Origin of the sequence: Streptomyces sp. NBC_00443, assembly GCF_036014175.1 — a bacterium.
Lineage (GTDB): Bacteria > Actinomycetota > Actinomycetes > Streptomycetales > Streptomycetaceae > Streptomyces.
On record NZ_CP107917.1, the window covers coordinates 9,224,177 to 9,238,522 of the forward strand.

Sequence of the window (14,346 nt, forward strand, 5' to 3'; positions counted from 1 at the left end):
GTGCATCCAGGTGCGGTCCGAGTGCAACCAGGTCGGTCCGAGTGCATCCAGGAGCGGCCGGCGGCCGGAAGACACGGCACGGAAGAAGCCAGGGCCCCTGTCCGGGACCTGACTGCCGCGACGACACTCAAGGTCCGGAGCGAGGCGTGAACATCAACGGCGCTCGTGTGCTGGTGGCCGGCGCCACCGGCGTTCTCGGCAGCGCTCTCACGGCCGAGCTGGCCGCGCGGGGAGCCCGCCCGGCTCTCGCCGGACGCGACGCGATCCGGCTGGCTCAGGCCGCTCGCGCCCACCCAGGGTCTCCGACGGCGGAGTTCGACGCGTACGACCCGTCGTCCTGCGCGCGTGCGGTGCACGCTGTCGCCGCCGAGCTCGGGGGCCTCGACGCATGTGTGACGGCCTTCGGCGCCGTGGGCTTCGGTACCTCCCGCGAGGTGGGCGACACGGTCGCCGAGTATCTGATGGCGGTCAACTTCCTCGCCCCCGCCGCATTCTTCCGCGCCGCGCTCCAAGTCCTGCCACCTCACTCGGTGATCGCGGCCTTCAGCGGAGTGGTGGCCGAGGGTCCGCAGCCACGGATGGCCGACTACAGCGCTTCGAAGGCGGCACTGAGCGCATGGCTCGCTGCTGCCCGCCGCGAGGCGCGGGGCACTGGCGTGCAGGTGCTGGATGTGCCGCCGGGCCACCTTGACACCGGTTTGGCCGACCGGTCCGTCGCGGGAACGGCCCCGCCGATGCCCCCGGGTGGCGACCCCGGTCCGGTCGTCAAGGCGGTCGTCGACGCGATGGAGTCTGACGCCGAACTCGTGCGCACGGCTCCCGACGGAGCGCCCGTCGTCGAGCGGCGAGCCAGGTGAGCCGGCCCGCAACCCTTCCCGATCAGTGGTCCGACGTGGTCATCGTGGGCGGCGGGGCGGCCGGCCTCTGCCTCGCCCTTCAACTGACCGCGACCGCGACGACCACCCGTTCCGTCGTCGTGGTGGAGCCGCCGGAGGGGCCGTCACGGCCTCGTGAACGCACCTGGTGCTTCTGGGACGAAGGCTCATGCGACTTCGAGGAAGCGATCAGCGCCTCCTGGTCCCGCCTACGGGTCCACGGAACCGACGGCAGAGAGATCACGGTCGATCCGGTTCCGCTGCGCTACCGCATGCTGCGATCGACGCAGTTCGAGCAGTTCGTGCACGCCCGGCTGGCGGCGCACCCCCGCGCGCGTGTCCTGCGTGCCACAGCCGGTGCCGTACGGGACACCGCCGACGGGGCGGCCGTCAGCTGCGTGGCATCCGACGGCCGGCCGCTGACGCTGCGCGCCCGCCATCTCTTCGACTCTCGTCCCCTACAGGCTCTGCCTCCGGCTCGCACGTGCTTGTTGCAGCATTTCCGCGGCTGGTTCGTGCGCACGGCCGCGGAGCGGTTCGACCCCACGGTCGCCGACCTGATGGACTTCCGGGTGCCGCAGCCACGTCACGGCCTCGCCTTCGGCTATGTGCTGCCCCTCGCGTCCGACCGCGCCCTCATCGAGTACACCGAGTTCTCCCGTGCCCCGTTGACCACCGCGGCGTACGAGGCGTCGCTCGGCCACTACTGCCGAGAGATCCTGCGCCTGGGCGCGTTCACGGTGGAAGCGGCGGAGCAAGGTGCCATCCCTATGACCGACGCCCGCTTCCCGCGTCGGATCGGGCCCGCTGTCTTCCGTATCGGCACGGCCGGCGGCGCGACCCGACCCGCAACCGGCTACACCTTCGCCGCCGCGCAGCGCCAGAGCCGGGCCATCGCCGACGCCCTGGAGGCCGGGCGCCCCCTGGTGCCCCCGCCGCACGGGCGACGGGCGCTGGCCATGGACGCGGTACTCCTGCGGGCGCTGGACACCGGGCGGATCGATGGCCCTGACCTCTTCACCGACCTGTTCAGCCGGATCCCCACGGAACGGCTGCTGCGCTTCCTGGACGGTGCGACCACGCTCCGGGAGGAGTGGGCCATCGGACTGCGCACCCCCATCGGCCCGATGCTGCGCACCGCCGTCGAACTTCCCCTTCTGCCCTGCCACTTCCGTCCCGCACCACGTCCCGCATCACGATCCGCACCCCAATCCGCATTACGATCCGCGGAGAGCTCCTCATGACACTGCTGCGCGATGACGACCAGGAACGCGCCTTCGACCACGCGTCCCGTACCTACGACCGCCTCACGGCGCTCAACCCCGGATACCGCACCGAACTCCTGCGCTCGGCGCGCCGGCTCCGGCTGCCCGACGACGGTGAGGGTCTGCACGTACTCGATCTCGGCTGCGGCACCGGAACCTCCACCCGGGCCCTGCTGCGAGCCGCGCCCCGAGCCCGCGTCACCGCCGTAGACGCCTCGTCCGGGATGCTGCAACGCGCGCTGGCCAAGCCGTGGCCCGCACAAGTGCGTTTCCGTCACCTGAGGGCCGAGGACCTGGCGACGGCCGGCGAAGGGCCCTTCGACGCGGTCTTCGCGGCCTACCTGTTCCGCAACGTCACCGACCCCGACAAGGTCCTGCAGATCCTCAGGACGTTGTTGCGACCGGGCGGCCGCCTGGCCGTCCACGAGTACAGCCTCAGCGGCTCGCGCGTTGACCGCGCCCTGTGGCGTGCCGTGTGCCAAGGGGTGATTCTCCCGGTGGGCACACTCACCGGGGACGGCGCCCTGTACCGCCACCTGTGGCGCAGCGTCCTCACCTTCGACACCGCAGCCGCCTTCAGCGACCGGCTGACGCGCAACGGGTTCACGGACGGGCGCGCCGTCCGAGTCGGCGGGTGGCAGACCGGCATCGTGCACACCTTCCTCGCCCGCAACGGCCCTGCCGCGAACGGCCGTTGCGGGCATGCCGCGCACGCGGAGCCAGCCTGATGACCGGTGTGGCGCCCGTCGGCGCCCGCAGGGGCCGCGACCGCAAAGCCGAACGGCTGATGCCCGTACCCGGCAGGAGCCGGTTCGAGGGCGGGGACGAGCCGTCCGTCGCCGTGATCGGCGGCGGCATCGCGGGTCTCGCCGCGGCCACCCTGCTGGCCGAACGGGGCGCCCGCGTCATCCTCTACGAGCGGGAGGAGACCCTCGGTGGCCGTCTCGCCGGTCACCGAACCCGCCTGGCGGACGGCTCCGTCGTGACCATGGGCCGCGGCTTCCACGCGTTCTTCCGTCAGTACTACAACCTGCGTGGTCTGCTGCGGCGCACCGATCCCGCCCTTGCGCGGCTCACCCCCCTGCCCGACTACCCCCTGCGGCACAGCGGCGGCCTGACCGACAGTTTCGCCCGTGTCCCGCGGACACCTCCCTTCAGCGCCCTCGGTTTCGTGGCGCTCAGCCCCACTTTCGGCTGGCGTGACCTCGCGGCCATGGACGCCCGGGCGGCGCTGCCGCTGCTCGACGTGCGCGTGCCCGAGGTGTACGACCGCTTCGACCACGTCGGCGCGACGGAGTTCCTGGAACGGGTCCGCTTCCCGCAGGCCGCGCATCACCTGGCGTTCGAGGTGTTCTCGCGCAGCTTCTTCGCCGACCCGCGCGAGCTGTCCGCCGCCGAACTGCTGCTGATGTTCCACATCTACTTCCTCGGCTCGGCCGAGGGGCTGCTCTTCGACGTGCCGAACGAGCCCTTCCCACAAGCACTCTGGGAGCCCTTGGCCGACTACCTCCTGAGCCTTGGCGTCACAGTCCGCGCCGGCAGCCCCGTCGACGCCGTCCACCCGCGCGGGGGAGGGGGAGCCACGGTGCTGACCGACACCGGTGCCACCGCTCACGACGCGGTGGTGCTCGCCCTCGACACCGCAGGGCTGCGGCAGGTCGTGGCCGCATCCCCAGGCCTGGGCACTGGCCCGTGGCGCGACGATATCGCCGCCCTGCGCAGCGCCCCGCCGTTCCTCGTCTCCCGGCTCTGGCTGGACAGTCCCGTCCGCGACGACCGCCCGGGATTCCTCGGCACCAGCGGCTACGGCGGTCTGGACAACGTCAGCGTCCTGAACCGCTACGAGGGCGAGGCCGCCCGCTGGGCCGCCCAGAACGGGGGAGCGGTGGTGGAGTTGCACGCCTACGCCGTCGCCGATGCGCAACGGGGCCGGGTACAGGACCAGCTCGTGGACCAACTCCACTCGGTGTATCCGGAGACCCGTGAGGCGCACATCGTCGACTCCCGGCACGAATGGCGTTCTGACTGCCCGTTCTTTCCCGTCGCCTCCCATCAGCAGCGTCCCGTGGTGCGTACGCCGCATCCCTGGCTGACGCTTGCCGGTGACGCGATCCGCTGCGAGCTGCCCGTGGCGCTGATGGAACGAGCGGCCACCACGGGCTTCCTGGCGGCCAACGCGCTGCTCGCTCCCTGGGGCGTACGGGGCCAGGTGTTGTGGACGGTGCCCCGGGCGGGCCGCTCCTGGGTGCTGCGCGCACTCGGTGGCCTGGTCGCACGTTGAACCCCGCGCCGCCTGGTGCGGGGACTCCGCCTCAGCCTGGGAGCCTCAGCCTGGGAACCGGCCCGTGCTGCGCAGCGCCCAGCGTCGCTCGGCGTAGGCCAGGTCGTCGCGCCACAGCCGACCGGCGGCGCGGCGCATGAGCGGGCGGAGAGCCGGGGCGGCGGCCCGTGCGAGCGCGAACCCTTTGCGGTCCGAGGCGGCGACGATCGCCTCGGTCACGGCGGTCCGCGGCTGCCTGTGTCCCTCACCGGTCAGCGGCGTGGCATGGCTCTCCACGACGGAGGTGGCTCCCTCGCCCTCGGTGATACGCATGACGACCGTACGCGGTTCGGGTGCCGTGAACTCGGCGCGGACCGGGACCACCAACGAACCCGCCACCCGGAAGGAGACGTCGACGACGAACGCGTCGTCACCGCTTTCCCGTGGTGTGCGGGCCACGGCCAGGTCGACGAAGGAGTACGGGTGGAACCACGAGCCGTGCCAGGGGTCGAGCCGGTTGGCGACCACGTCCTGCGGCTCGCACCGCCCCACCGCCGTGAATACCGCCTCCAGCACGCTGCCCGTCGAGGGACGCACCGGCACCACCGGCATCCGGAGCGGCTCCTCGCCACCGACCTCGTCCAGCCGTACCCAGAGGAGTACTCCGTCGTCGTGGACGGGGTACGGCTCCCAGCCGGCGAACGGAGCGCCGTCCAGGGCCAGTCCATGCCAGTGGCACACGAGCCTGCCGCACACCACGCGGCTGTCGCGCAGGGGTGCGCCGAGGTGCGGGCAGGCGCCGGGACCGGCATGCACCAGGCCCGTGTCCGAGCGCCACAGCACGATCTCGACACCGCCGACAGTTGCGCCGTGCGGGCGCTCGCCGGCCCGGACGTCACGGGAGGCACCCACGACGAACCAGTTGCCCGAGGGACGCGCCGAGGCGGTCTTGAGCGCGTCGGCGATCAGGCCCGGCCGCGCGTCCTGCCAGGTGGGTTTCTGCGTCGCCCACTGCGGTGCGCGGCGACGCCGCAACGGTGGCGTCCAGCGAGGTTCGTGGGATCGGTCGGTCACGTTGCCTGCCCCTTCCGCTGAAGTGCGGGCTCACCCGCCGTGAGGACCGGGCCCGTGCCGCGGGCACGCCATCGGGCCTCGATGACGTGCGCAGCTCCGGCCGCGGCTGTGGCCGCACGGCGCCGGCGAGGCACCACCGCGCGAGTGTGCAGGACGGCGTAGTCCTGTTCCGCGATCGCGTCGAGGATGCCGCCGTACAGGGTGAACGCGGTGCGGATGCATGGACGCACCCGCGGGTCGAGCATGGCGATGCCGGGTTCGGCCGCCCGGTACACGCCGCGGGTCATGACCTCGACGTCGACGAGCGCCGCCCGGATCCGCCGGTCCTGACGGCCGGTGCGGCGGCTCCACTCCAGCAGCGACCGGTCGACGCCGTGGGCGGCGAGCAGGTCGGCCGGCAGATAGACACGGCCCCGGTCCAGGTCCTCGCCGACGTCGCGCAGGAAGTTGGTGAGCTGGAAGGCCACGCCCAGAGCCGCCGCGTGAGGTGCGGCCTCCTCGCGGGATACGACTGGGCCGAGCACCGGCAGCATCTGCAGTCCGATCACTGCCGCTGATCCGTGCATGTAGGTGCGCAGGGCGGCGTAGGTCGGATAGTCCGTGACGGTGAGGTCGGCCCGCATCGAGGCCAGGAACTGCGAGAACAGGCTGTGAGCGATGTCGTAGCGTGCGGCGGTGTCGGCCACGGCTCGGACCACGGGCTCGCCCGCTCCGCCGGAGTGCAGTGGGTGCGCGAGGTCCCTCTCCAGGCGTCGAAGCTGCCGGTCGCGCTCGTAGTGGGTCCGGCTCCGGTCGAAGTCGTCCACGATGTCGTCCGCCCAGCGGGCGAACCCGTACAAGGCGTGCACCGCGGAGCGTCGTTCCACCGGCAGCAGGCGCGTGGCCAGGAAGTAGGTGCGGCCGTGGCGGGCGTTGAGCTGCCGGCACCGGGTGTAGGCGGCACGCAGCGCGGGATCGGTGATCCCGGCGGCATCCAGTTCACGACGGGTCATCAGGAACCTTCCGCGGTGAGGGCGGACGGAACGCCGACGGCCGACGGGGTCGGCCGGGCAGCGCGGCTGGCGTGGGTGGCGCGGCCGGCGGTGACGCCGGTGATGCGGGCGGCGGCGAGCCTGCCGCTGATGAGGACCGTCGGCACGCCGACCCCGGGAGTGGTGCCGCAGCCGGCCAGTACGGCGTTGTCCAGGCCGCGCACCAGGTTGCGCGGCCGGAAGGGGCCCGTCTGGGCGAAAGTGTGGGAGACCGAGAAGGGACTGCCCGCCGCGTGGCCCCGAGCCGTCCAGTCCAGCGGAGTCACCAACAGCTCCTCCTGGATGCTGTCCCCGAACCCGCCCATGCCGCGCCGCTCCAGCTCGGTGACCAGGCTGTCCCGGTAGCGCGGGCCGAGCTCCCGCCAGTCGGCGGCGGACGGCCCGACGGAAGTGTTCGGGCACGGCGCCAGCACGTAGTGCAGATGCCGGCCGGCCGGTGCCAGAGCGGGGTCGTGGGTCGTCGGGCGGGTGATGAGCAGGGAAGGGTCGCTCATCAGCGTTCCCGAGCGGGTCAGTTCACTGAACGTGCTCTCCCAGGCCGTGCCGAAGGAGAGCGTGTGATGGGCCAGGCCGGGCCAGGTGCGGTCGGTCCCGACGTGCAGGACCACCGCGGACGGTGAGTGACGCAGCGGAACGGGACGCCGAGGAGAACGCCCCAGCAGCTGGTGGGCGGTGGACAGTTCACAGGTCAGTACCACCGCGTCGCAGGCAATCCGCTCGCCCGAGGTGAGGCGCACGGCACGCACCCTGCCGGCCGACCGTTCCAGTGTCCTGACCTCGGCCGACCACCGCAGGTCGCCTCCGGCTCCGGCGATCGCGTCGGCCATCGCGTGGGGCAGCGCGTGCATGCCGCCCTTGGGGAACCAGACGCCGGCCACGGTGTCCATGTAGGCGATCACGGCGTAGGCCGCGAGAGCTCGGGCGGGGGCGACGCCGGCGTACAGGGACTGGAAGGAGAAGACCCGGCGCAGACGGGCGTCGGAGAGGAAGCGGCCGATGCGCCGGTCGAGCCGGCCGAAGCCGCCGAGGGCCGCCAGCCGTGCCAGGTCGGCGTTGAGGAGCTGGAGCGGTGAGTCGAAGTTGGTGTCGATGAAGCGTCGCATCTGGGCCCGGTAGAGCCGCTCCAGCCAGTTCCGCAGGTCGCGGTAGCCCGCAGCGTCGGCAGGTCCGGCGAAGCGGCGCACCTCCGCCTCCATCGCCTCGCCGTCGGTGTGGACGTCCAGCGACGTGCCGTCCGCGAAGCACGCCCGATAGGCCGGATGCAGCGCCACCAGCTCGACCCGGCGGGTGAGGCTGTCGCCGACCGCCGCGAAGGCCTCGTCGGCCAGGTGCGGCATGGTCAACACCGTGGGCCCGGTGTCCAGTTCGTACCCGCCGAGTCGCATCCGGCCGGCCCGGCCGCCCGCGTCGGCCTCCCGCTCGACGAGCGTGACCCGGCGGCCGGCGCCCAGCAGATGGAGGGCGCAGGAGAGCCCGGACAGACCGGCGCCCACCACCACGACATGGTCGGTCGGACCCGCTACCGTCCTCACGCCTGCTCCTTGGCGCGGCTCAGGGCGACGCCCGCCGCCCGTTCGAGCAGCGACGCGAACTCCCGCCGTACGGAGGCCTCCGCGCCCGTCTGCTCGAAGTGCCGCAGACTCATGGCCGCCAACTCGGCGATCTTCGACTCAGTGACGGCCCGGGCCCCGGTCCACTCCAGGGCCGTACGCATCCGCTCGACGGTCACCTGCGACCGGTGGGCCGTGCCAGGGGCGAGTGCCTCGGCGGCTGCTTCGTCCCCGGACGTATCCGCGAGTCCGACCGCGACGGCGAGCAGGTAGGTGAGCTTGCGCGACCGCAGGTCGTCGTCGGCCGGTTTGCCGGTCAGCGACGGGTCGCCGAAGGCGCCCAGCAGGTCGTCGCGGAGCTGGAAGGCCAGGCCCGCACACCGTCCCGCGGCTCGCAGCCCGCCGACGACGCGGGGGTCGGCCCCGGTCAGTGACGCGCCCAGCGTCAGGGGCCGCTCCACCGTGTACAGGGCGCTCTTGAGCGTGGCGATGGTCAGCGCCTCGTCCACATCGGACGAGCCGGTCGCCTGGGCGTACAGGTCGCGGTACTGCCCGGCGACCATTTCACCGCGCAGGGCCCGCCACTCGTCGTAGAAGCGCGCACCGTGCGGTGAGCGCAGGGCCGTTTCCGCCATCAGATCGTCTGCCCAGGTCAGCGCGAGATCGCCGACGAGTACGGCGGCATTGGCCCCGAACGACTCGGAGGAGCCGGTCGTCGGTGCGGCCCGGTGCAGGCGTGCCAGGTCGACGTGTACCGCCGGGCCGCCCCGGCGCAGCGGCGATCCGTCCATCACGTCGTCGTGTATGAGGGCGCACGCCTGGAGAAGCTCAAGGGCAGCCCCGGTGCGCAGAAGGGCGGTGGCGTCGCCCGAGCCGCCGGCGGCCCGCCATCCGCACCACACGAACGCGGTACGCAGCCGCTTCCCGCCCCGCCGGATCAGCCCGGCGACACGGTCGGCCACATGCCCGGCGAACACCGGGTCCACCTCGCGGGCCTGGCGCAGCCGCGTGTCGAGGACCTGCTCCAGAAGAGCTTCGACGCTTGTGACCGAGTCGAGGGCCGTCGCGGGGGAGTCGACAAGTCCGGCCGGTTCGGCCACCGTCGGCCTCAGTCCAAGCATGCACGGCCCCTTTTCACTCTCCGTCACCTGCACACCAGTACTTCTGCCGCCGCGGCTGATGTGGATGCGCCGTTCTCCGCCCGGCGGACGATCTGCCGAGGGCCACCGCCCACGGACGTGCGCCCCTAAGGCGGGGTGTCGCCGCATGGGTCAGCCCGTGTCGTGTACCTGGGCCAGGACCGTGCGCAGGCAGTGCGCGCGTACGTCGTCCGCGTCCAGGTCGTTCCACCAGCCTGGCAACGGGGCGGTGTGGTGCAGCGCGTTGGAGTGCCGGTAGTCCTCGCCGAAGTACCAGTACAACTGCCACACGTACTCCCGCCAGCCGGCGATCTGCCGGACGAAACCCTCCACGCTGTTCAGCGGGGCCCGCCCCTCGCGCCACGCCGACTCCGCCTGCTCCACGCATTCGGCGGGATCGAGCAGGCCCAGGTTGAGCGAGGACGACAGCAGGCTGTGGCTCATGACGGGGTCGGCGGCGAGCATGGCGTCCTCGTACGGCCCGAACGTGCCGAGCCGGTGTTCCAGGAACCGGCACAGGGCTGCCCGGGCCTCGGTGCGGGTCGCGGGGAACTGGCGTGGCCCGTCCCGGCCGACGAAGGACACGTCGCCGTCCCTTTCCCAGCGGTCGAGATCGTGGCGGACCTCGTCGTCGATGTCGTCCTCGCGTGGGCGGTAGGGACGGTCGACGGGCAGGGCGGTGGCGTCGCGGGGCGGAGGCTGCCGGTTGTCATGATCGAGGTTCCACCGGCCCCCGGCCGGCTGGTCGCCGTCCATCAGCAGGTCGTGTTCACGCCGGACCCAGTGGTAGAAGCTCTCCTGACGCAGACGCTCGCCGCCCTGGGCGTCCGCCCATCCGGCGAAGGCGGGCATCGGCACCAGGAATCCGCGGGCCGGTCCCATCGCGATGTGCGACAGCGAGCGCACCAGCCGTACGGCGGCGTGCGAGGTCGGGTGGGGCACGGTCACCGGGCCGTGGCCCGCTGCTCGGGCCAGTCCTTCCCGGTAGGTGTCGGAGCGAACGTACGTGACCCGGTCGCCGAGTTCGGCCGCCCGGTGGCGCATCGCGGACAGGACCAGGTGCGCCTTGGCCCGGTGAAAGCGCCGACGCCGGAACACCGACCGGCCTCGATCATCACCAGCGGCGAGTCATGGCCGAGGCCGCTGTCCTCGGACGGGCGCAGGAAGTGCGGACCGAGCTGATCGCCGAAGAGCCAGTGCATCAGGCACTCCCGCCGTCAGTCCCGGCCGCGCGCGCGTTTGAACCGTGCCAGGCCGTCACCGAGATCGATCAGCGGTTGCGGATAGTCCACCTGCGATCGTTCGTGTTCGGGCATCCGCCAGGGCTCGTGGACGTGGGCGACCGCCACATCCCGCAGTTCTGGCACCCAACGACGGACGTATTCTCCCTGCGCATCGAAGCGTTTGCCCTGGACCACCGGGTTGAGGACGCGGTGGGGACGGGTGTCGGTGCCGGTTCCGGCGACCCATTGCCAGTTGAGCTGGTTGTTGACGACGTCGCCGTCCACCAGCAGGTCCAGGAAGTGGCGGGCGCCGATCCGCCAGTCCACGTACAGAGTCTTGGCCAGGAAACTCGCCACCAGCAGACGCGCCCGGTTGTGCATCCAGCCCTCGTGGCGCAGCTGGCGCATGGCCGCGTCGACGACCGGGTAGCCGGTACGGCCGTCCCGCCACGCGGCGATGTCCTTAGCCGCCTCCTTCTCGGTCCGCCACTTGTCGTTGCGGGTGCGGTAGTCCCGACGGGAGGCGTCCGGGCGCGCGGCCAGAACCTGGTGGTGGAAATCGCGCCAGCACAGCTGCCGTACGAACGCATCCGCCCCCGCCCCACCGCGTTCGCGGGCCCGCTGGACGAGTTCCGCAGGGGAGAGAGCACCGAAGTGCAGGTAGGGCGACAGCCTGGACGTGGCGTCGCCCGCCAGATCGTCGTGCCGATCCGCGTACTCGGACAGGTCGCTGCGCGCCCACCGGCTGAACCGGTCGCGCCCCGCCGCCTCCCCACCGTCGGGCAGACCCGGCGAGATGTCGGACAGCTCGTCGCGGGAGGGCAACGGCTCGCCCTGCACTGCGTCAGGGACGTGCACGGCGCGCGGCGCCGCGCAGACCTCCCTGAGCCGCTCCTGGGACCATTTGCGGAAGTACGGGGTGAACACGGCGAAGTGATCGGAGCCGGCCGGCGTCACAGCGCCCGGGGCGACGGCCGTGACCACCGTGTCGTGCACACGCAGCGCCACGCCCTGTGCGCGCAGACCGTCCCGAAGCTGCTCCTCCCGCCGGTGGGCGTAGTCGGTGACGCCTGCAGCCATGTGCACCTCGGTCGCTTCGCACTCCGTGGCCACCGTGCAGACCTCCTGAAGCACTGGCCCCTTGCGTACGACGAGCCTGCCTCCACGACCGCGCAGGGAGGCGTCGAGGTCGGTCAGGCAGTCGGCGAGGAAGGCGCTGCGGTTGGGCACGTCGAAGCCGGCCGCGTGGACCCCAGGATCGCGGACGAACAGCGGTACCACCTCATCGGCCGACGCGAGGGCTGCGCGCAGCGGTGGATGATCATGCAGACGCAGGTCCGAGGTGAACAAGACGACCGCGACGGTCATGGCGATGCTCCTGAGAATGCGATCCGGTGTTGAGTGTCACTGCCCGCTTCTTCCCTCACGCCGCGCAGTACGGATGCGGTCCGGGTGAGAGGTTGCCCGCCGTGCGCTCATGCCCTTGGCTGCCGCTTGGGTGATGTTGCGGGCCATACCCCCGAAGACGACCGCGTGGAACGGAGACACGGACCACCAGTAGGCGTGGCCGAGCAGCCCACGGGGGTGGAACAGGGCGCGCTGCCGGTAGCGGGTGCGGCCGTCCTCGTCCGTCGCTGCGTACATCTCCAGCCACGCCAGGCCCGGCAGCCGCATCTCCGCCCGCAGCCGCAGCATCCGGCCCGGCTCGATCTCCTCGACCCGCCAGAAGTCCAGTGAGTCGCCCACCCGCAGGCGCTCGGCATCGCGTCGGCCGCGCCGCAGGCCACCACACACACCTGACCTGCTTGGCATCGGGCCTCCGTCAGGGCATCGGCGATTCGGCCAACCCGTGGCGTCCGCCGACGGCCCCAGTACCGCGTCCACGCGTTCGGCCCCTTGCGCTTCAAGGTCCCCATTACGTCCGGAATCGAGTGCGTTCGATTCCCTCGCCGCGTCGTTATGCCGTGCACCGCCGAGCCATCCAGGTGCGGCACGACTCCCGAGGAGGGATCTGGGTGACATTGACTGACGCCTCGACCGACAGCGCCGAGACGCCGCCCCCTCCGCCGCCGGCCACCATCAACTTCGAGGGCAAGTTCGGCAAGAACCCGCTGGCAGACGCCAGTTTCGCGGCCATGTGCCGGCGGCTTCCCGCCGTGCTCGGGCATACCGCACGGATGGCGTGGGCCGTCGACAGAACCGGTGTCGTGCTGCTCCTCATCTGCCAGGCGCTGACCGGCATCGCGGCCGCTGCCGTCCTCGTCTTCACCGCACAGGCGATGACTCACATCCTCGGCAGCGGTGCCGTGTCCGAACGTCTGCACGTCGCGCTTCCCGCTCTGGCCATCGTGACGGCAGCCGCAGGCGTCGGCCGCATCAGCAGCGCGCTGTCTTCCTACGCCGACGGACGCATCACACCCCTCCTGACGACCGAGGCGGACATCGCGCTCGTGACCGCCGTCTGCCGCGTCGAGTCGAGCGCGTACGGCGAGGACGGGTTCGCCGATCGACAGGAAGCCGCCGAGATCGGCGTCACCCGGACCCGGTTGATGGTGCAGGACGCCCAGCGGTACATGTCCGCCCTGATCCGCATGATCGCCGCGAGCGGCGTCATCTCCACGCTGCACCCGCTGATGCTGCCCCTGCTCCTGCTGGCCGTCCTCCCGGCCGGCGCCGGCGCCGTGCTGTCGGCACGCGTCGACTACGAGACCCACTACCTCAACGTCGGCGACCGCAACGTCAGGTCGATGATGCGCTGGTGGGCCACCTACTCCCGCTTCGGCGACGAAGTCCGCGCCAACGGCATGACGGACTACCTCACCTACTGGTACCGGGCCCTGTCCGACCGGATCGACCGACGCACCCTGACCGCCGCCCCGCGCATGCTCCGCATCACGCTGACCAGCAGCGCTCTGGGCGGTATCTTCCTGCTGGGCACCTGGGCCACCCTCGCCTGGCTGGCCACCACCGGCCGGGTCGCCCTGCCCGTCGCGGCCACCGCCGTCGTCGCCGTCCAGACCACACTGGCCGCGCTCTCCCAGTTCGTCATCCACGGCGCAGCCATGTTCCACACCTCCCTCTACCTCGCCGACATGCGTTCCTTCCTCGACATGGCCGACGAACGCGCCCCCAGCGCGGCCAATCGACCATCCCGGAACGCGTGGATGAAATCCGACTCGACGAGGTCGCGTACCAGTACCCCGGCAAGGAGGAACCCGCCGTCGCAGGCGTGTCACTCACCCTGCGCCGCGGAGAGATCCTCGCCATCGTCGGGGAGAACGGCTCCGGCAAGTCGACCCTGGCCAAACTCATCACCGGCATCCTGCTCGCCGACAAGGGCCGCGTCCTGTGGGACAACGCCGACCTCGCCCACGCAGATCCCGACGCGGTGTGGAAACGCACCGCACTGGTCCCGCAGAACTTCGCCTGTTGGCCCCTGCGCGCCCGCGAGAACATCACCCTCGGCCAGCCGAAGTCACACGACGACGCACCGGTGTGGGACGTCGTCGACGCCATCGGTATGCGCGAGGCGATCGAGGAGCTGCCCCAGCAACTCGACACCCTCCTCGCCAAGGAACTGTGGGGCGGAGCCGAGTTGTCCGGCGGGCAGTGGCAGCGTCTGGTGTGCGGCCGGGCGCTCTACAGGCAGACCCCGCTGCTGATTCTGGACGAGCCGACCTCACAGATGGACGCCCGCGGTGAGCACGCCATCTTCCTTGAGATCAAACGGATCGCCGCCGAGCGCATGACGATCGTCGTCACCCACCAGCTCGAAAACACCAAGCTCGCCGACCGCATCCTCGTCATGGACAAAGGCCGTGTCATCGAACAGGGCACGTACGACGACCTGGCCGGCGGTGGGGGCCTCTTCGCGGAGCTCGTTGCCCTGGCTCAGGACCGGTGACGGCCGCGGTCGGCCGTATGGCACC

The 14,346-nt window shown here is 71.6% G+C and carries 9 protein-coding genes and 3 pseudogenes; 5 read left to right on the top strand and 7 right to left on the bottom strand.

Annotated features, from left to right (window positions below; translation table 11 throughout):
* Positions 1-146 precede the first annotated feature (146 nt).
* From OHO27_RS42005 to OHO27_RS42020, 4 genes are read left to right on the top strand one after another with little or no spacing between them, the layout of a single operon-like run.
* Positions 147-857: an SDR family NAD(P)-dependent oxidoreductase gene (locus tag OHO27_RS42005; RefSeq protein WP_328430148.1), complete on the top strand. Its 711-nt coding sequence runs from the start codon at positions 147-149 to the stop codon at positions 855-857.
* A complete protein-coding gene (locus tag OHO27_RS42010) occupies positions 854-2,119 on the top strand; it encodes a lycopene cyclase family protein (protein WP_328430149.1) in 1,266 nt (421 codons plus the stop codon). The genes OHO27_RS42005 and OHO27_RS42010 overlap by 4 nt, the downstream gene beginning before the upstream one ends.
* Positions 2,116-2,868 (top strand): methyltransferase domain-containing protein, encoded by a 753-nt coding sequence (locus OHO27_RS42015; protein WP_328430150.1) that lies wholly within the window; start codon positions 2,116-2,118, stop codon positions 2,866-2,868. Before OHO27_RS42010 ends, OHO27_RS42015 begins: the two co-directional genes overlap by 4 nt.
* On the top strand, positions 2,868-4,421 hold the full coding sequence (locus OHO27_RS42020; protein ID WP_328430151.1) for an FAD-dependent oxidoreductase: 1,554 nt from the start codon (positions 2,868-2,870) through the stop codon (positions 4,419-4,421). Before OHO27_RS42015 ends, OHO27_RS42020 begins: the two co-directional genes overlap by 1 nt.
* 45 nt (positions 4,422-4,466) lie before the next feature.
* On the opposite strand, the gene OHO27_RS42025 is transcribed toward OHO27_RS42020, so the two are convergent.
* The 7 genes and pseudogenes from OHO27_RS42025 to OHO27_RS42055 all read right to left on the bottom strand — a co-directional run.
* Positions 4,467-5,474: a DUF5914 domain-containing protein gene (locus OHO27_RS42025; protein ID WP_328430152.1), complete on the bottom strand. Its 1,008-nt coding sequence runs from the start codon at positions 5,472-5,474 to the stop codon at positions 4,467-4,469.
* Positions 5,471-6,466 (bottom strand): phytoene/squalene synthase family protein, encoded by a 996-nt coding sequence (locus tag OHO27_RS42030; protein ID WP_328430153.1) that lies wholly within the window; start codon positions 6,464-6,466, stop codon positions 5,471-5,473. Before OHO27_RS42030 ends, OHO27_RS42025 begins: the two co-directional genes overlap by 4 nt.
* The gene (locus OHO27_RS42035; RefSeq protein WP_328430154.1) at positions 6,466-8,037 is read right to left on the bottom strand and encodes a phytoene desaturase; all 1,572 of its coding nucleotides are present in this window, start codon (positions 8,035-8,037) and stop codon (positions 6,466-6,468) included. Before OHO27_RS42035 ends, OHO27_RS42030 begins: the two co-directional genes overlap by 1 nt.
* On the bottom strand, positions 8,034-9,176 hold the full coding sequence (locus OHO27_RS42040) for a polyprenyl synthetase family protein (RefSeq protein ID WP_328430155.1): 1,143 nt from the start codon (positions 9,174-9,176) through the stop codon (positions 8,034-8,036). The genes OHO27_RS42035 and OHO27_RS42040 overlap by 4 nt, the downstream gene beginning before the upstream one ends.
* A 153-nt stretch (positions 9,177-9,329) precedes the next feature.
* Positions 9,330-10,396 (bottom strand): annotated as a pseudogene (locus OHO27_RS42045) (cryptochrome/photolyase family protein); the annotation flags it as partial.
* A 15-nt stretch (positions 10,397-10,411) separates the two neighbouring features.
* Positions 10,412-11,785, bottom strand: coding sequence for a cryptochrome/photolyase family protein (locus OHO27_RS42050; protein WP_328430156.1), 1,374 nt, complete (start codon positions 11,783-11,785; stop codon positions 10,412-10,414).
* A gap of 36 nt (positions 11,786-11,821) precedes the next feature.
* Positions 11,822-12,202, bottom strand: a pseudogene (locus tag OHO27_RS42055) (DUF2867 domain-containing protein); the annotation flags it as partial.
* A 236-nt stretch (positions 12,203-12,438) separates the two neighbouring features.
* Between OHO27_RS42055 and OHO27_RS42060 the strand changes: the two are divergent.
* A pseudogene (locus OHO27_RS42060) lies at positions 12,439-14,321 on the top strand (ATP-binding cassette domain-containing protein).
* Positions 14,322-14,346: the final 25 nt, after the last annotated feature.

Excerpts from the sequence above, each read along its gene's own strand:
- OHO27_RS42015 (WP_328430150.1), top strand. The coding sequence starts at position 2,116 with ATGACACTGCTGCGCGATGACGACCAGGAACGCGCCTTCGACCACGCG.
- OHO27_RS42020 (WP_328430151.1), top strand. The coding sequence starts at position 2,868 with ATGACCGGTGTGGCGCCCGTCGGCGCCCGCAGGGGCCGCGACCGCAAA.
- OHO27_RS42030 (WP_328430153.1), bottom strand. The coding sequence starts at position 6,466 with ATGACCCGTCGTGAACTGGATGCCGCCGGGATCACCGATCCCGCGCTG.
- OHO27_RS42040 (WP_328430155.1), bottom strand. The coding sequence starts at position 9,176 with ATGCTTGGACTGAGGCCGACGGTGGCCGAACCGGCCGGACTTGTCGAC.
- OHO27_RS42050 (WP_328430156.1), bottom strand. The coding sequence starts at position 11,785 with ATGACCGTCGCGGTCGTCTTGTTCACCTCGGACCTGCGTCTGCATGAT.